This window comes from Gimesia chilikensis (genome assembly GCF_008329715.1).
Lineage (GTDB): Bacteria > Planctomycetota > Planctomycetia > Planctomycetales > Planctomycetaceae > Gimesia > Gimesia chilikensis.
Map to the genome: position 1 here is coordinate 275,798 of NZ_VTSR01000022.1, position 16,659 is coordinate 292,456.

At 53.5% G+C, this 16,659-nt stretch carries 17 protein-coding genes; 7 read left to right on the top strand and 10 right to left on the bottom strand.

Annotated elements, in window-relative coordinates:
• Window positions 1–10: 10 nt before the first annotated feature.
• The 3 genes from FYZ48_RS24875 to FYZ48_RS24885 all read right to left on the bottom strand — a co-directional run bounded on the left by FYZ48_RS24875 (window position 11) and on the right by FYZ48_RS24885 (window position 2,415).
• Entirely contained in the window at window positions 11–937 is a 927-nt protein-coding gene (locus FYZ48_RS24875; protein ID WP_149345236.1) for a DUF1559 family PulG-like putative transporter, read from the bottom strand.
• Between the two features lie 121 nt (window positions 938–1,058).
• Complete coding sequence (locus FYZ48_RS24880; protein ID WP_149345237.1) at window positions 1,059–1,934, bottom strand: DUF1559 family PulG-like putative transporter; 876 nt, start codon at window positions 1,932–1,934, stop codon at window positions 1,059–1,061.
• Between the two features lie 121 nt (window positions 1,935–2,055).
• Window positions 2,056–2,415, bottom strand: coding sequence for a GYF domain-containing protein (locus tag FYZ48_RS24885; RefSeq protein ID WP_149345238.1), 360 nt, complete (start codon window positions 2,413–2,415; stop codon window positions 2,056–2,058).
• A 202-nt stretch (window positions 2,416–2,617) separates the two neighbouring features.
• On the opposite strand from FYZ48_RS24885, the gene FYZ48_RS24890 reads away from it, so the two are divergent.
• Genes FYZ48_RS24890 through FYZ48_RS24900 form a run of 3 tightly spaced genes read left to right on the top strand, consistent with a single transcriptional unit; the run spans window position 2,618 to window position 6,292 of the window.
• Window positions 2,618–3,421 carry a creatininase family protein gene (locus FYZ48_RS24890; protein ID WP_198422272.1) on the top strand — a complete coding sequence of 268 codons (804 nt, stop codon included), beginning with the start codon at window positions 2,618–2,620 and terminating at the stop codon, window positions 3,419–3,421.
• Complete coding sequence (locus tag FYZ48_RS24895) at window positions 3,402–5,174, top strand: CRTAC1 family protein (RefSeq protein ID WP_149345239.1); 1,773 nt, start codon at window positions 3,402–3,404, stop codon at window positions 5,172–5,174. Before FYZ48_RS24890 ends, FYZ48_RS24895 begins: the two co-directional genes overlap by 20 nt.
• On the top strand, window positions 5,171–6,292 hold the full coding sequence (locus tag FYZ48_RS24900) for a tetratricopeptide repeat protein (RefSeq protein ID WP_149345240.1): 1,122 nt from the start codon (window positions 5,171–5,173) through the stop codon (window positions 6,290–6,292). The genes FYZ48_RS24895 and FYZ48_RS24900 overlap by 4 nt, the downstream gene beginning before the upstream one ends.
• 5 nt (window positions 6,293–6,297) lie before the next feature.
• Here FYZ48_RS24900 and FYZ48_RS24905 read toward each other — a convergent pair whose 3' ends face one another.
• The 5 genes from FYZ48_RS24905 to FYZ48_RS24925 form a co-directional block, all read right to left on the bottom strand.
• Complete coding sequence (locus FYZ48_RS24905; RefSeq protein ID WP_149345241.1) at window positions 6,298–6,681, bottom strand: Hsp20/alpha crystallin family protein; 384 nt, start codon at window positions 6,679–6,681, stop codon at window positions 6,298–6,300.
• A gap of 9 nt (window positions 6,682–6,690) precedes the next feature.
• Complete coding sequence (locus tag FYZ48_RS24910) at window positions 6,691–7,146, bottom strand: Hsp20/alpha crystallin family protein (protein WP_149345242.1); 456 nt, start codon at window positions 7,144–7,146, stop codon at window positions 6,691–6,693.
• 264 nt (window positions 7,147–7,410) lie between these two features.
• Window positions 7,411–7,644 carry a hypothetical protein gene (locus tag FYZ48_RS24915; protein WP_149345243.1) on the bottom strand — a complete coding sequence of 78 codons (234 nt, stop codon included), beginning with the start codon at window positions 7,642–7,644 and terminating at the stop codon, window positions 7,411–7,413.
• Window positions 7,644–9,044, bottom strand: coding sequence for an MFS transporter (locus FYZ48_RS24920; RefSeq protein ID WP_149345244.1), 1,401 nt, complete (start codon window positions 9,042–9,044; stop codon window positions 7,644–7,646). The genes FYZ48_RS24915 and FYZ48_RS24920 overlap by 1 nt, the downstream gene beginning before the upstream one ends.
• Window positions 9,045–9,102: 58 nt before the next feature.
• Window positions 9,103–10,110, bottom strand: a complete 1,008-nt coding sequence (locus FYZ48_RS24925) for a 3-keto-disaccharide hydrolase (RefSeq protein ID WP_149345245.1) — start codon at window positions 10,108–10,110, stop codon at window positions 9,103–9,105.
• 349 nt (window positions 10,111–10,459) lie between these two features.
• Here FYZ48_RS24925 and FYZ48_RS24930 point away from each other — a divergent pair, with 349 nt between their 5' ends.
• Entirely contained in the window at window positions 10,460–11,869 is a 1,410-nt protein-coding gene (locus tag FYZ48_RS24930; protein ID WP_187782204.1) for a tetratricopeptide repeat protein, read from the top strand.
• A gap of 213 nt (window positions 11,870–12,082) precedes the next feature.
• Window positions 12,083–12,352 (top strand): 30S ribosomal protein S20, encoded by a 270-nt coding sequence (gene rpsT, locus FYZ48_RS24935; protein ID WP_149345247.1) that lies wholly within the window; start codon window positions 12,083–12,085, stop codon window positions 12,350–12,352.
• A 90-nt stretch (window positions 12,353–12,442) separates the two neighbouring features.
• Here the strand turns inward: rpsT and FYZ48_RS24940 are convergent, their stop codons facing one another.
• On the bottom strand, window positions 12,443–13,252 hold the full coding sequence (locus FYZ48_RS24940) for an SDR family NAD(P)-dependent oxidoreductase (protein WP_149345248.1): 810 nt from the start codon (window positions 13,250–13,252) through the stop codon (window positions 12,443–12,445).
• Window positions 13,253–13,396: 144 nt separating this feature from the next.
• On the opposite strand from FYZ48_RS24940, the gene FYZ48_RS24945 reads away from it, so the two are divergent.
• Together FYZ48_RS24945 and FYZ48_RS24950 are read left to right on the top strand one after the other, a co-directional pair.
• On the top strand, window positions 13,397–14,218 hold the full coding sequence (locus FYZ48_RS24945) for a sugar phosphate isomerase/epimerase family protein (RefSeq protein ID WP_149345249.1): 822 nt from the start codon (window positions 13,397–13,399) through the stop codon (window positions 14,216–14,218).
• Between the two features lie 172 nt (window positions 14,219–14,390).
• Window positions 14,391–15,650 (top strand): sulfate adenylyltransferase, encoded by a 1,260-nt coding sequence (locus FYZ48_RS24950; protein ID WP_149345250.1) that lies wholly within the window; start codon window positions 14,391–14,393, stop codon window positions 15,648–15,650.
• A 592-nt stretch (window positions 15,651–16,242) separates the two neighbouring features.
• Here the strand turns inward: FYZ48_RS24950 and FYZ48_RS24955 are convergent.
• Window positions 16,243–16,659 (bottom strand): transposase (locus FYZ48_RS24955; RefSeq protein WP_187782205.1); only part of this gene is annotated, 417 nt, incomplete at its 5' end.

Below are 16,659 nucleotides of genomic sequence, written 5' to 3' on the forward strand. Positions count from 1 at the left end.
TCAGTATGAATTAGAACTCTCCCACGATTTCACCACCAGCAGGGGTACTCAACGCTTCCAGAACGCCGGGATCAATGTTTTCTGAAACGAAGCGCACGGCGCCGTCTCCCAGCATGACGTGGCTGCCGCCGCGGAACGCGGATTTTGCACCTGAGCCAATATAGTCGACGGGATTACCAAAATTCGTGGGATCTCCCCAGGCTTTGAAATTATCTCCCGCTTCAAATGCGAGTATGGTATTCGAAGTGCCATCTGTGATGTTCCGGATCCGCAGGTGACTGTTTTCGTTTAACGCTTTTTCATTGGCCATATAATGTGATAATGCCAGACCAGCGGGGGTATATTTATCCTCGATCTGTGGGTTCAGGTAGACTGGTAGCTCCAACTGAAACAGAGTCTGATTATGTGGGGCAGACCAGGGTTCATTAAAATCGACTCGATTGTAGAGCGGTGCGTTGTCTACGAAAGGCAGAATATAGGTCTGCCAGCTGTGGTAGGGAGTACCATCGGTGCGGGCTGTTCCTCCAGGTGGAAATACACTGTGAGTATCGTGGTAATTGTGGATGCCAATTGCGATCATCTTCAGGTTATTTTTTGAGTGTGATCGGCGGGCGGCGTCACGTGCCGTCAGGATGGCTGGAAGTAGTAATGCCATCAGGACGAGCACAACCAGAATTCCACCTCCCCCCAGCACGGCGATGATAAAAAGCGTTGATTTATTATTTTTTGTTGCTGGCTCGCGGGAGGAGGAAACCGTTTCAAAATCCTCGTCCGGTAACAGGCCGGGAATCTGGTGTGCTTCGATGAACGAGCCGTCTTCTCCCTTGCGGATGAGGTCTGTGTCCTTGATGCGTCCCTCTGTAGCCAGTTCCTTGAGACGCTGCTGAGTTAAAGGGCCAGCGGTTTCAGAGCCACGCTTTACGTACCAGTTTGCCATCCTGCTGAACTCCTTGGGGAAATGTTGTTGATATTCGTTCAGCATACCCGGCTGTTGATCTGGGGTACAGAGGGATAGGCAATACTTTGAATATTTATTGCTTTTGCTGATGAAGAAAAGATTAGAAATCACCAGTCGAATCGGCACTGGAGGGAGTGCTCAACGCTTTGAGAATGGCAGGATCGATGTCTTTCGAAATTAAGCGTACGGATCCATCACACATCAGGGCCTGATTTCCATCGGCGAATGAGGAAACTTTATCCGGTCCGATAATCTTCTGCGGATCTTCCAGGGAAGTCGGGTCGCCCCAGGCCTGAAAGTCATTCCCGCGTTCCACGGCCAGAATGGTATATTGCGGTCCGTCTGAGATACTTTCATAGGTTCTGGGAAAGTCGTCTCTGAGCAGTAGTCGATTGCCGACATAATGCGACAAAGCCAGTCCATCGGGTGTGACTTTTTCTGTGATCAGCGGATTTAGATAAACGGGAACCTGTTGCTGAAAGAGATTATAGTTAACGGGATGTGTCCAGCGCATCTTTAGATTTATTTTTGAGTACAATTCAGCTTCACCTAAAAAGGGGAGAATTGCAGTCTGCCAGCCATGATTAGGATGGACCGATTCTTTGAACATGGCGTGTGGTGGGTACCGGTATCGATCTTTGTAGTAATCGATGACAGCACGGTTGATTTGTCTCAGATTTTTCTTTGAATCAGACCGGTTGGTGGCGACCACCATTCTGTCCAGGAAGAAGGTGGGGGCTTCCGGTTGAGTACGTGTGGAGACCACATTAGCGGGTGGAACTTTGTGGGTGTCATCCTGCTGAGTTGATCCATTTTGTTTGATCAACGGCAAATCCAGTATATTCTGGAACAGAAACAACAACAGCAATATGGAAAACAGACATCCGCCCAGTATGGTCATCAGGCTACGATGCGAGGGAGTAAATTGATTTGTCGATTCGACAGTTCCTGAATTGGGATCGGGCTGTGAATTCATAATGGAATATCTCACTCTGCATTTTAATTGCTGGTCATACAATAGATCTATAGCTCACAGAGAGCTGATCTGAAACTTAGTTAAGAGGCAGGCTTCAACGTTCCTGCAGGCTCAGTCGATACTAAAACAGGTTCACAAGAGCCTGGATCAGGGGAATCAGCAACAGGCTGCCCATAAAGATCGAACCACAGATAATGACGATCCATTCTTTTTGCTCGATTGTCAGCAGCGGGATGGATTCGAGATCCAGATCGTGTACCCGCTCTCTTGATTTCCTGCCTCGGGGACGAGTCGGAATACTGGACTTCTTGAGGGTTGGTAACAGTCCGGGGATCTCGCGTGCCTGGATTCCTGTGCCTGACATTCCCTCGCGAATCTGGTCCCGGGGAGAGATTTTTCCCTGTGATGCGAGTTCTTTCAGCGCCTGCCGGGTCAAAGGACCTTCGGTTTCGGTTCCACGGGTCACATATAGACTTGCCATCCTGTTTTTCCTTGTGAGCGTCTTACATTTTCAATTCTCCGAGTATACATATGTTTGCAGGACGAGTACAGTCAGACATGAGAAGCTGATCACAACTGCCAGAGAACCTGTTCAGATTACATGAGGTTCACGGTGGGATCTGTTAGTATGATAATCATGTATCAAACCGCTCCCGGAAAACTCCAGACAAGGAGAGAACTGAGTGTCTGCAGAACCTGCGATGCGTCCCTGGATTTTAGCTGAAACCAACTATGCGCATGTCAAAGAATGTTCCTACGAAGTAGCGGTGCTGCCGATGGGGGCTACCGAGCCACATAATCTGCATCTGCCGTACGGGACTGATACGTTCGAAGCCGAAGCCATCGGTTCACGTGTCTGTGAAGCAGCCTGGCAGCGGGGAGCGAAGGTTGTGATGCTGCCCCCCATCCCTTACGGCACCGAGACGAACCAGAGTGCGTTCCCGTTATCCATGAATGTGAATCCTTCCACACTGGGGCAGATCATTTCTGATCTGGTCGATTCCCTCGCGAATCATGGAGTGGATAAGCTGCTGATTTTGAACAGCCACGGGGGGAACGATTTCAAACCATTGTTGCGAGAACTGCATGGTACCACACCGGTCCAGATCTTTCTGGCTGACTGGTTTCGCGGGACCACCGCTGACGTGAAGCCTCAAATCTTTGAGAATCCCGACGATCATGCCGGGGAGATGGAAACCTCGCTCGCTCTGGCATTTTTCCCTCATCTGGTCGTCCGGGATCCTGAGTCTGGTGCGCTATTAGCTGACGAGGGGGCCACGAATCCGACCCGCTTTACTGCCGTCAATTCAGGCTGGGTGAGCATTACGCGTCCCTGGCATCTGTTGACCACCAATACGGGGTCCGGAAATCCACATCAGGCATCTGCTGAAAAAGGGGAAAAGCTGATGCAGATTCTGGTGGAGCGATTGTCCGATTTTCTGGTCGAACTCTCCGAGGCGGAACTGGATGAGCAATTTCCGTTTTAGACGAAATACAGCTTCCCGTCTGTTGCAGCTGATGACCTGGACGGTCTGCCTGCTTAACTGCCCGTCGATTGCAGATCTAGTTCGGCTTTCCGCTGCTGAACCGGCGGACAAAATACATCTCAAAGATGTGACCGACGCTGTGCAGCTTTCATTTCAGCATCGCTCGCCGCTGACCGTCACCCGGCATCTGCACCTGATGATGGGATCGGGGGTTGGCTGGTTCGACTTTGACAACGATGGCTTTCCCGACCTGTTCTGTGCCCAGGGAGAAGAATGGCAATCTGCACTGCGTAAGAAACAGGTTGCAGACCTGGACTGGTCACATCGCATGTTTCGGAATGTGGAAGGGCGTGCGTTTCAGGACATCACCCGGGCCTCGGGGCTGACCGGCTTCGGTTACGGAATGGGCATGGCTGTTGGCGACTTTAATCACGATGGTTTTGAGGATCTATACGTCAGTGTCTTTGGTCGCAATCAATTGTATGCTAACAATGGTGACGGAACCTTTACCGATATTTCACAGGCGGCCCACGTTGATCATCCCGGTTACGGTGCCAGCAGTACCTGGGTAGATCTCAATGGCGACGGGCTGCTGGATTTGTATATCGCTAACTATCTCGAAATCGATCGAGAGCACTATCCTCTCTGCAGCCGTCGGGTTGATAACTCGCGGGTATATTTCGTCTGCCATCCGCGTTATGTACCAGGCGAATATGATGTGGTCTATCGCAACCTGGGGAATGGTAAATTCCTGGATGTCTCCCAGCAGTCCGGCCTGCATAGCGAGCCTGCCCGACAGGGACTGGGAGTCTTTGCTGCAGACTATGATCTGGATGGCGACCAGGATATCTACGTGGCCAATGACTCCGTGGCGAATCAGCTCTGGATCAATGACGGTCGGGGGAACTTCACCGATCAGGCATTGATCGCGGGGCTGGCCTTCAATCGGGAAGGGGACCGCGAAGCGGGCATGGGGCTGGCCGGTGCTGATTACAACGGGGATGGCACCCTGGATTTATTCGTGACGAACTACTTCGGCGAAACCAATACGCTTTATCGCAATGAAGGTGCTCTGTTCTTTCTGGATGTCACCGACGAGACCGGGCTGGCGGCGCCGAGTCGGGTCCGTCTGGGGTTTGGAACTTCGTTTGTCGACTTCAATAATGATGGCTGGGAAGATCTGTTTGTCGCCAACGGACATGTGCATGACCGGCTGGCCCAACTGGGTAAGAGTGAGCCGTTTGAACAGGAACCGCAGCTCTTCAGGAATGAATCCGGAACCCGCTTTCGAGAGATCTCTGACTCTGCAGGGCCTTTCTTTCAGACCCGGCGGGTCGGACGCGGGAGTGCCACGGCCGATTTTAATCGGGATGGACTGGCTGATCTGGCTGTCTCTCATTTAAATCAAAAGGTGGTCCTGTTGCAGAATCAAACCCGGACCACCGGTCAGAGCATTGCCTTGAAACTGATTGGAACCGAGGCGAACCGCAGCGCGATCGGAGCTGTTGTGGAAATCACTGCCGGGAAGAGGAAACTGATGCGGTTGCGAAAGGGGAGCAGCAGCTATCTGTCGGCTGATGAGTCTGAAATACTGGTGGGATTGGGTGAGCAGCGTAACGCTGTCACGGTGAAAGTCATCTGGCCCGGAGGGAAATCGGAGATCTGGACTGGATTCAAGCCGGGGCAGCACTATACATTGATAGAAGGTAACAGCGACTCACAGAAATCGACCCCCAGCCAGTCTGAAGAATGAATACTCCGTTTGAACCGGAACAACCCTTTCGCACTTTGACTCCCCCCCAGAAAAAACTCTGGTCGAGCGGGGCCATCGTGGCAATATTCGGCTGCGGTGTACTGGTGCTGTTCCTCTGGCTGGGACGAAGTGAATCGACGTCTTCTGCCCCAGAGCAAGACTCACAAACGTCAGTGCAACAAAAGTCAGATAAAGACCGGCAGAAAGAGTTAATCGCTTATCTGCAGGATCATCCACAGGATGAGTTCGCCCATTATCAGCTCGGGGAACTGATTCGGAAGCGTGCCCCTTTTCAGGCTCTGGAAAATTTCTCGCATGTGACTTCCCGGCACCCGCACTACTTCGAGGCAGTGGCAGCGATCGCGGATATTGCTTTGGAGCAGGATCTCCCCGAACGTGCGAAGCCTGCTTTGCAGACGCTGGTACGGGAGTATCCGGAGCAGATTGATTACCAGAAAGCCCTGGCACGCATCTATCAGCAGGAAGGTCGTTATCGGCGTGCGCTCCGCTATGCTCGGCGTTGCGTAGAACTGGAGCCTGATAACGCAGAGAATCAGCTATTGCTGGCAGAGATTCTCAAAAAAGCAGGGCGGACCAGTGAAATGCTCGTGCCCCTCAAGGAAGCCCTCTATCTCCAGCCCGATTCCTTCCCAGCTCATTTGAGTCTGGCTTACGCGTCTTTATATACGGGTGACCTGGAAACTGCAAAACGGGAAGCGCGCTGGTGTCTGGAACAGGAACATGAATCGATCGCTGCCCTGCGCTATCTGGCGACCATCGACCGCAACCAGGGGCAGATCGCGTCCGCGTTCCAGCATATCGATCAGGCGCTGCAGATTGATCCTCAGGACTTTGGCAGCCTACTCATCAAGGCAGACTTGCTTCTCTACCAGCGTCAGGGAGAGGCAGCGTACGCAATGCTCAAACCGCTCTATGAAAATCACCAGACCGATCGTCACTATATTTCGGCTCTGGCCCGGGCAGCCGGCCTGACCGGGAAGCGTGAAGAAGCCCTGGAGCTTCAGAAACGGAATCAGGAATTGATCAAGGAAGATGATCTACGCCCCTCATCGCTACAGAGTGACACCGTAGAAAAGAAGCAGGCTCAGCATAACTGACGCTCTCAGCCTGTGTTGACCTGAATCCGTCGCGGCTCCACTTTGGGGGCTTTCGGGAGAAAGATTCGCAAAACCCCGTTAGTCAACTTCGCTTCAATCTCGCTGTGCACGATCTCTCCGCTGAGAATAAAAGAACGGAGATAATTTCCCACTTCATATTCTTTATGAATCGGACGCGCGCCTTCAGGGATCTGTGGTTCAACCTTACCCAGCAGCGTCAGTTTGTTGTCTTGGACCTGCAGTTCCAGTGATCCGACGGAGACGCCTGGCAGGTCCGCGTAGAGCACCAGACCTTCATCGGTTTCGTAAATATCAATCGGCGGAGTAAAGACAAACTGCTCTGGATGCGACAGAGAACGCGGTTCATCATGTTCGTGTGGTTGACTCATCTAAGCCTCCTATTCTCCTGAGCTGACCGGAATCTGACGGGGACTTTCCTCTTCCAGCTTGGGAAGATGGATCTTCAACACACCGTCATTGAACTCAGCAGAGAGATGTTCATCCGAAATCCGATCCGGAATACTGATCGAGCGTTGCCACTCGCCGAAGGTCCGTTCCCGACGTCGAAAACGTTCTTCCGGAATGGCTTCGTTCTCAGAGACGGGGGAATTGCGATGCCCTTTGAGCGTCAGCACGCTGTTGGCAATCGTCAACTCCAGGTCTTCCACCTGCATACCCGGGAGCTCTGCAGTGATTAGAAACTCGTGCTCCAGTTCAAATATATTCACAGCCGGATACTGGCGGGGCATACGAATCCCCTGGACTGAGAATTCAACTCCCTGAATCAGTCGATCAACTTCACGTTCCAGGTCCCGCAACGGGTTCCAGGATTGATCCCAGCGAAAAATCGGCATGGTATGATCCTCACTCTAAGTTTAGATACGTAACTCTGCTATATAAGAAAGCAAAGAGCATACCATTCTTTCGGGGAGATGCTGATTTCGCATGGTGTGTTGTAAGTGTATATATATTATTGGGATATGTGTTTGTTGTGAGGTGAGGTGGATGACGGAAATCGTTTTAGATGTCATTCTGGCATGAAGAAACGGCGTGGATGACCACCAGATGCCGTGCCAAATTGACAGTGGTAGGCAATGCTCAGATAGAAACCTGCCCTCTCATCCCCATTGAATGGGCCGGATCAGTCCCCCCGCCAGCAGCAGACCAAACAGGATTCCGACCAGAAAGATCACGCGCAGCACCCAGATGGCACGAGCAGGTCCAAACCAGCGCGTCAGCTTCTGACCTTTGCGTGTCTCGGCCAGGAACCACTTTTCCTTGATCAGCCCCCACAGCGAGAAAGCCGCGACAAATAGACCGATCACCACATTTTCGGGAATTTGAAAAGGCATCAACTTTGGTCTTCATCCGGATCCATACGCTGGGACGTGTCGAGCCTGGGAAAGAGGAACCAGAACAACAGCGTCGCCAACAGGGCGATCGCGGCACTGCTGAGCCAGATTCCCGGCCAGTCGCGGAGCAGATCAATCGGATGCCCTTCGAGGTTTTTCTGAGTGAAAGCCTGGATGCCTGTCTGCGATTCAATATTCCACGCCGTCCGCACCAGCGTCTCTTTTCCGGGCGATGTGAAATAGTCTCCGATCGAACCGCTGATGAACCCGCCGGCAAACATCCCCAGTCCAAAGACAAACGTTCCGAAAAAGGTCTGCATACTCCCGCGTGCATCCAGCGGACAGACCTTGTCGACATAGATGTAAGCAGCCGCCAGGAAGCAGCCAAAACAGAGACCATGCATCGCCTGGCCCAGACAGGTCAACGCCATTGCCAGCGGAAACGCATCACTGAGTGTAGACGCGTAAGCAAAGATCAGGCTGCGAACCAGGTAGGAGAGCAGGCCGACCAGCATGACCAGTTTGAATCCGAATTTCTTGAGGGCGAATCCAAGGACCGCCATCACGAGTACTTCAAACACCTGCCCAATCGAACTGATTCGCTGCTCCCAGGCGCCTGTGACGTCTCCCATGACGAGGACGTTTTTCAGAAACGGGCTGTTCCACTGGAAGTAGAACTTATGCACGATCGAAATAATAAAGGCGACCAGCACCAGCACCAAAAAGTGCCGGTATTTCAGCATCTTCAACACCTTACCGGGGGCCAGGTCCTTCTTATCTTTACTCACCGGCGGCGTATGCGGGAGCGATAAACAGTAGGCTGCCATCAACAGACCAGCCACCCCCGCCATCGCCAGCACAATACCGCGACCCGTATTCAACGCGTCACCTGAGAGTCCGCGTAAAAAGAGTCCCTCTGCCAGCCAGGCGGGGACCACAAATCCGATGGTTCCCCACAGACGGATCAAGGGGAATTCGCGGTCACTGTCTTTCAGATGCTGAAACGAAAGGGAATTCGTGAGCATCATGGTAGGGACATACAGAATCGAATACAGCACGCCCAGAATCACGACCGGCCAGTAACTCTGTTGAAGAAACAACGCCAGCATGATCAGGCCACCCGATAAATGACAGAACGCGAGCACGCGCTCTGTCGCATAATGGCGGTCGACGATCTGACCGAATACAAACGGGGCGAGCAGGGGGCCCACGGCGAGTGCCGCCCCGAATACGCCGATCTGAAATGCGGAGAAGCCCAGGGCATCAATCAGGTAGAGCGTGATGATAGGCAGATAGCAGCCCTGCACAAAGTATTGCAGGAACATCATCACTATCAGCCGCATTTTCAGTGCGAAATCAGTCTTTTCCAGTGAAAGCGTCTCTGTCTCGGTGTCTGTCATCAGTAAGCGGCCCCCGGTTGTGAAATCTCATGAGTGATTACCGTCAATACGGCTGGGATTACTTTTCAATCACCCAGATATTCCGAAACCGGACCGGATTCGAATGGTTCTGCAGGAACAGAGGACCTGCGATAGATTCATCCTTGTTGGTCCCTCCAGGAGTCGGTTCATCGATCTCGCGATCATCGTGCACGGTGACGCCGTTGTGTTTCACGGTGATGCGGGCTTTCGCTGTTTTGTTTCCTTCATCATCATATTTCGCAGAAGTGAAATCGATATCGTAGGTCTGCCAGGCCAGAGGCGGGAAGCACATATTCACGCTGGGAGCACCGACTTTATAAATCCCGCCACACTCGTTGTCTTTTCCTTCCAGACCAAAGGAGTCCAGGATCTGAACTTCGTAACGCCCCAGCACGTAACAGCCACTGTTGCTGCGTCCCTGCCCGCGTGCCTGCGGCATGAAGGGGAGCTGAAATTCCAGATGCAGGTGACCATCTTTGAATTTCTTTTTACTCGTGACGCCTTCCATCAGCAGACCATCTTCGGTCACGCGACCGTTTTCAAAGTTCTTCACAGTCTTTTCAGGCTGTTTCGCATCGAACAGGACGGTAGCTCCTTCAGGAGCCGACTTACCCAGGGTTGGGCTTTTGCGATGAACTTTGTTAAGGACGCCGACTTCGGTTCCCTCTGCGTCATAGATTGTAATTTTCCCGTCTTCCAGATCACCGCGGCCATCTTCCGATTTGAAGCTGATGACATTGCCGTCCTTAACCCCTTCAGCGCTGACTTTCTTCTCCTGGTTCCAGCCATCGCCGGGGAGACCGCCGGGATAACCGACGGCTTCAAATTTGCCATCACCCAGGGCAATCACCTGGACCCCATACTTGAGGGTTTCATCACCATCACCCAAAATCCCCGAGTATTCGCCCTGAATCTTAAAGTCGGGACCTGCTTTTTCCACGCTGTTGGCGGCCCATTTCGGGTCTTTCGAGTCAGCCAGTCCCAGATGGACCAGAATTAAAAAAGCACAGCAGCCAGTGAGGGCGCGAATCATAAACTGCTTCATTGGAATACTCCCGGAGTGTTCTTGAGTCGGTCGATTGATTGTATGGAATGGGACGGGTCTCCCCAGATCAATTGATCAGCGAAGAGGCTTCCATTGTGCGAAGGCAGCATCAGAGATGCAAGTTCAGGTCGCCCGAATCCATCCGCTCGATGCGTTTGTGCAGTAAAATTAACTAAAACTTGTGATGGTAGGGTGTTAAAAAATCTTGTATGATGTAACACTGAAGCGTAATAGAAGATAAAGGACAAGGTGCGGGCCTTTCGTACCGATATCCCTAATGCGGGAGTCGGGGGGGTGTCGTTCTACTCAAGAATTGATTTTGAGCATTGAGGAACTGCGGAAGAGATTTATGACATCTGACAGAAACAAAAAAATCGCTGCTGACTGCTGGAGACGTGGAAACGAGGCCCTGTCCAAAGAGAACTGGGATTACTCGATTGAGATGTTCACGACCGCTGTCAAACTGGAGCCCGAAGCACTGCTCTACCGTCAGACCAAACGGGGCGCAGAACGAAAGAAGTACGGCGATAACCAGAGCGGTTCCAAGATGGGCGTCTTGAAGCTCGCCGGTATCAAAACCAAAATCAAGAATGCCCGGCGGAAGAAGGACTGGGCTGGCGTGGATCAGCTGGCAGAAGAAGGGCTCTCGCTGAATCCCTGGGACGCCGTCCTGAATTCGGAAATGGCCACCGCCTGTCAAAACCAGGGCTACCTTGATGCTGCGATTTTCGGCTTCAAGGTGGCGATTGAAAACGATAAAACTAACAAGGCGTATTTCCGCGAGCTGGGAGACCTGCTCGAGGAAAAGGGAGAATACAAGCAGTCCCGCGAGTGCTGGGAAATGGTGCTCAAGCTGGATCCCATGGACGGCGATGCCCGTTCCAAGGTGACCTCCCTGATGGCGACCGAAACCCGCGTGCGGGGCGGATACGATGGAGCCGACAAGTCTTCGTCTGTCAAACGTCAGTCTGCCTACGACGAAGGGCGTGCTTCCCGCGAACAGCGCCACCAGGCTCAGCGGGGCAATACCGCCGATGGCCCCGGACAGTCTGTCGAAGCGGATCTGCAGCGCGCCATTCGCAAAGAGCCTGAAAACAAAGACCATTACCTCAAACTGGGTGATTATTACAAACGCGAAGGCCGGTTGGTTGAGGCCCGCGAAAACTATGTGAAGGCATACGAATTTTCCGGCAAAGATGCGAACATCGGCGAGCAGGTTGAAGACATCGACATTGAGCTGCTCAAAGAGAAGCTCACCGCCGCCCGGGATCTCTTCAACCAGGATCGGGAAAACCCTGAAGCGAAAAAAGAGGTCACCCTGCTCAGCAAAGCGCTGATCAAGAAAGAGATCGAAGTTCTCACCAAACGTGTGGAACGCTATCCCGCCGACATGCGGTACAAGTACGATCTCGCGCAACGTTTCATCCGCCTCAAAAAATGGTCTTCCGCAATCCCCCTGCTGCAGCAGTCCGTCAAAGACACCCGCATCAGTTCTGATGCCCTGGTCGCCCTCGGAAAGTGCTTCTTCGCAGACGGGAAAAAGGAACTTGCCAAGCGGCAGTTCGAAAAGGCCCTTCCCAAGCTGTCTCCCGATGAAAAGGAAGATACGTTCAAGGAAGCCCACTACCTGCTGGGACGCCTCTATGAGGATGCAGACCAGAAATCCCAGGCGGCCGATCACTACAGCGAAATTCTGGCCGTCGATTACGACTTCCGGGACACCCGCCAGCGTCTGGAAGACATGGAAGGGGGAGCATAGGCCTCTTTTCCCCGCTCTCAGCAGGGGAAAAGAGCCGGTTTCTCTCCAGAATTCCTGAAAAAACCTCATATTTGCGACTCGGGATGGTTGGAATAACCGTCGACAAATTGTTACACTTCTCAATCTGCCTGAGATATCTTGTGGCGACCGTCTTGAATTACGGTTGCTGGTATGAACAGTAAATAGTTACTCAGAAAATACTTAAGTCGAAAAATGCCAAACACGAAAAGTGCCAAAAGAGCGTTGCGGAAAAGTGAAGTTCGTCGTGTCCGTAACCGTGCGACCCGTTCTGAATTACGATCTGCCATCAAAAATGCCCGTGCTGCGATCACCGGTGACGATGCACAGGCTGCCACCAAAGCATTACAGCTGGCCAGCAAACAGATCGATCAGGCTGCTGCCAAAGGCATCATCCACAAAAACGCCGCTGCCCGGACCAAATCTCGTCTGGCAAAGAGCGCCAATCAGAAAACAGCTGAGTAGTTTCTCTCAACCAGCTGATCTGAAACCGAATACACCAGCCCCGCACAGGTCCTCTGCGCGGGGTTTTGTTTTTGGAACCGCCGCCACACCTCACCAGTGCATCACAAAACCTCCGTCCACGTTGATGGTCTGACCCGTCACCTGGGCGGCGCGAGCCGAACTGAGAAACACAATCATATCCGCAATGTCTTGAGTCGTCTGCCACCGCTGCAGGGGAACCAATTGACGGATTTTATCCCCCGCCCAGTCCTCGTAGCTTCGTTTCTGATTCTCTGGTTGACGATCATTCCACGCCTGCCACACCGATTGATTCAACGGCGTCCGCACCATTCCCGGACAGACTGAATTCACGCGAATTCCCCCCGCAGCCAGGTCTTTTGCCAGGCACTGGGCGAAGTTGATATTCGCCGCTTTCGACGCGCTGTATGGCGGGTCGGTCTGTGATCCGATCTGCCCGGCAATCGAACTCACAAACACCATGCTCCCCGCGTCCGATTCCTGCATCAACGGCGTCACCGCATGCGCCACATTCACCATGCCCTGCATGTTGACTTCAAACACGCGCGGCCAGTCAGCCGGTGTGAGATTCGTAAACGGGAACCCGAATTTACCCGACCCGATCGCAGCCGCATGCACCAGGTGCGCGAACGACTTCACCTCCGCCACCGTCTGTCGGGTCACATCCTGTAACGCTTCAAAATCGGTGATATCGACTTGAAATCCATGCACTGGCTGCCCGGTTTCTGAAGCGAGTTGTTCCGCCACCGCCGTCACCCGGTCCGACTGATCCCAGAGAACGGGCAGGGCACCTTCCTCGGCAAAGGTTCGTGCGGTCGCCAGTCCAATTCCGCTGGCACCTCCGGTGATGATAACGGGAACGTTCTGTAATTTGAGATCCATAAGCTGCTGATCCTGCAGAGAAGTGAGGTGAGTCCAGTAACTGTTCCGCCCATTCTGATCGATGCCTTTTCTCCCTGCAAGCGGACTGTTATCTTGAAGGAACCGAAACAGGACACCCGGAACCGCAGCTGCAAAGGAACCTCTATGAAACTGGGGATGATCAACTCCGCCTGGGCTCAGGCCGGTCGTGATACCGCTTGGGGATTGCACAAAACGAAAGAGATCGGCTTTGACAGCGTGGATATCTTCGTCGATCCGCAGGATGTCGACATCCGCGAGCGGAGACTGGTTAAGGATACCTGTGACCAGCTCGACCTGCCCATCATGTCCGTCTGCTGTGTCGCGGTCGGCCTGATCGATTTCAATCCCAGCGTGCAGCGGTTCCATCTCCAGCGCGTCAAGGATTACCTCGATCTCTGTTACGAGTACGAGGCACGCAACCTCTTGCTGGTGCTCGGGGAATACATCTGGAACCGCGAAGTCATCCCCCCCGCAGAGCAGTGGCAGACCGCGGTGGAGAATTGTCGCAGGCTCGCGGAATACGCGGCCAACCTGGGGCTGGAAATCGCCTTGGAACTCGAACCGTTTCCCCTTTCGCTGCTCAACGACGTCGATTCCATGGTCCGCTTCGTCGATGAAGTCGATCATCCCGCGCTCAAGGCCAATATCGATGTCTCGCACCTCCTGCTCGCCGGCGTCGAACCACCCGAACTGCAGAAGCTGCAGGGCAAAGCCATCCATGTTCACATTTCGGACTGCGACGGTAAAGTGCACGGCGATCTGCCTCCCGGACGCGGCGTTGTTCACTTCGAACCCTACCTGGCTGAGATTAAAAAATTGAACATCGACGGAGCCATTTCGCTCGAGCTCGAGTATTCCCCCGAACCCGACAAAATCGAGGAATGGGTCCGCGAAGCATACGAATCCACTGATTCCCTCATGAAACAGGCCGGTTTGCGTGGTTGAAATCGACTTAAACCGGCGGAAATTGCCGTGAAACGAGAGAGTTTTTTGATTTCCATGAATCCCCCTGTCTGTTGCTTGAAGTTTTGACGGCGTTTCCCTAATTTCGCTGCTGGAGACGCCCACTGGCTGGCGTTAATTTCGGAACTTTTTACAAATATTGAGAATTCAAACAATGGCCGATCTGATTGCCCCTCACGGAGGGTTGACTGAACCCGTTTGCTGTACAGTGCCCGCAGGGGAAATTGACAGCTTCAAAGCCGAAGCAGCCAGCCTGCCCCAGGTTCCTGTTTCTGCCGCCGACTTGTCTACCGTATACCGCCTCGGCGACGGGACTCTGAGCCCGCTGACCGGACCGATGAACGGGGACGTCTACAACCGCGTGCTGGACGAAGCCTGCATCGAAGTCAACGGTAAGAAATACGCCTGGACCATCCCGCTGGCACTGCCCGTCACCTCCGAACTGGCCGGCACCCTCTCCAGCGGACAGAAAGTCGCTCTGACCTGCCCGGAAGGCGAAATCGTCGCGATCCTGGAAATCGGCGACGTTTTCGAATGGGACAAACCCAAATACATCCAGAGCGTCTACCAGACCGAACGGACCGACCACCCCGGTGCTGCCATGGTCCTCGAAGGCGATGCCGACAAGACTCACCTGATCGGTGGTGAAATCCGCGTTCTGCCTCAGCCTAAGAACAGCGAATTCGGCAAATACGTTCTGACTCCTCGCGAAGTCCGTGCTCTGATCGCTGAAAAAGGCTGGGATGCCGTGGTTGCCTTCCAGACCCGCAACCCGCTGCACCGGGCTCACGAATACGCCCTGGTCTACGGTCTCGAAAAACTCCTGAAAGACGGCAAGAACGCCGGCGCTGTCCTCAACCCGCTGATCGGGGAAACCAAGAGCGACGACGTGAGTGCAGAGATCCGCATGCAGACCTACGAAAAGCTGATCGAAAACCGCGAACTGGGCGATGGCGACAGCGATCCCGAACTCTGGGGTGCTCGCGACGACAATCCTCCCGATCGCGTTCTGCTGCTCGGTCTGGACATCAAAATGTTCTACGGCGGTCCCAAAGAAGCCGTCATGCACGCCATCTACCGTCAGAACATGGGCTACACGAACATCATCATCGGTCGTAAACATGCCGACGCTCCTTACGCAGACGGCACCGCGATCTGGGGTGACTTCGACGCCCAGGAAATCTTCAACAACCTGAATGGCGAACTGCTGATTCAGCCCGTCAACGTTGGCTTCGCAGCCTACTACGAATCGATGGGCCGCGTCGACCTGATGGAAAACCATTCGGAAGAAAAGCCGGTCTTCATCTCCGGAAAAGAAGTCCGTGCCACCCTCCAGAAGGGGGAAATGGTTGATCCCCGGATCATGCGGGAAAGTACTTCCCAGATTCTCGCTGAGGCCATGAAGGTCTCCTGAGTGATCCCGGTTTAACCGAGAACCAGCTACCGGCAGACAGGCCTCGACCTGTCTGCCTTTTTTCATGCGCACAACACGCGGCGCTCGTCCCACTCCTGGTTGTTCTCTCATAAACAGATCTCACTTTCCTGTACGCACCACTGCGCAGATCCTGAGTGGGACTGCTCAAATTGAACTTGAACCGCCCCCGCCGATCCGTACCCTGTTTCGAACGTGGCTCGCGCGCGAGGCAGGTCACCGTGCACCGGAACAGGACGCACCACTGACTCAGATTCACCTGAATCACGAACAATTTTCACCGGCTTTTCAGTAGAACAGTTTGAGCTGGTTCGCAAAGTTCTCCCCCCGATGTTCAGGGCAGACCAGGACAGATTCCGGTCAGACAAGGACAAAATCCGGGACACACCAGGACAAAATCCGGCCACATCGGGACAAAATTCTGTCTTGACCCCCAGCTGCCCTTCAACAAAATCAGAACAGCGCGTAGGGGCAGTGCCTGTGTGCCTGCCCGCCGAGCGACGATCCACCCGCTCCAGACTCCAATAAATTCCCATATTCCTTCTCCTGAGCGGCAAGGCGCTAGTAACTCCGATTACAAATAGTTTCCCACCAAAGCAAATTGTTGCCATTGCTTCCTGGTTTTCCTGAGTTCTCTCCAGGTGCGGGGGCGTTCGATCTGCTGTCTTTTCTGTGTGCGGTGGCCGGTATACGCCCAGCGCATGGGGCGGGCCAGATGCTGGTTGAAGTATTCAATGAACCGCCGTAATTTCTCGATCAGATCCTGTTTGGAAGTGAAGCTGCCCCGACGCAGTGCGCGGCGTTTGATGATGCCGAACACGATTTCGATCTGGTTCAACCAGGAACTGTGGTTGGGCAGATACACAAAACGAATACGATGTGCCGGGGCGGTCAGAAACTCACGCCGACTGGTCATCGTTTTCAGCACACCTTCGCGTTTGACCTTTCCCAGGGTGTCAGGATCGATACCCAACTGTTCTGCCACCAGCTT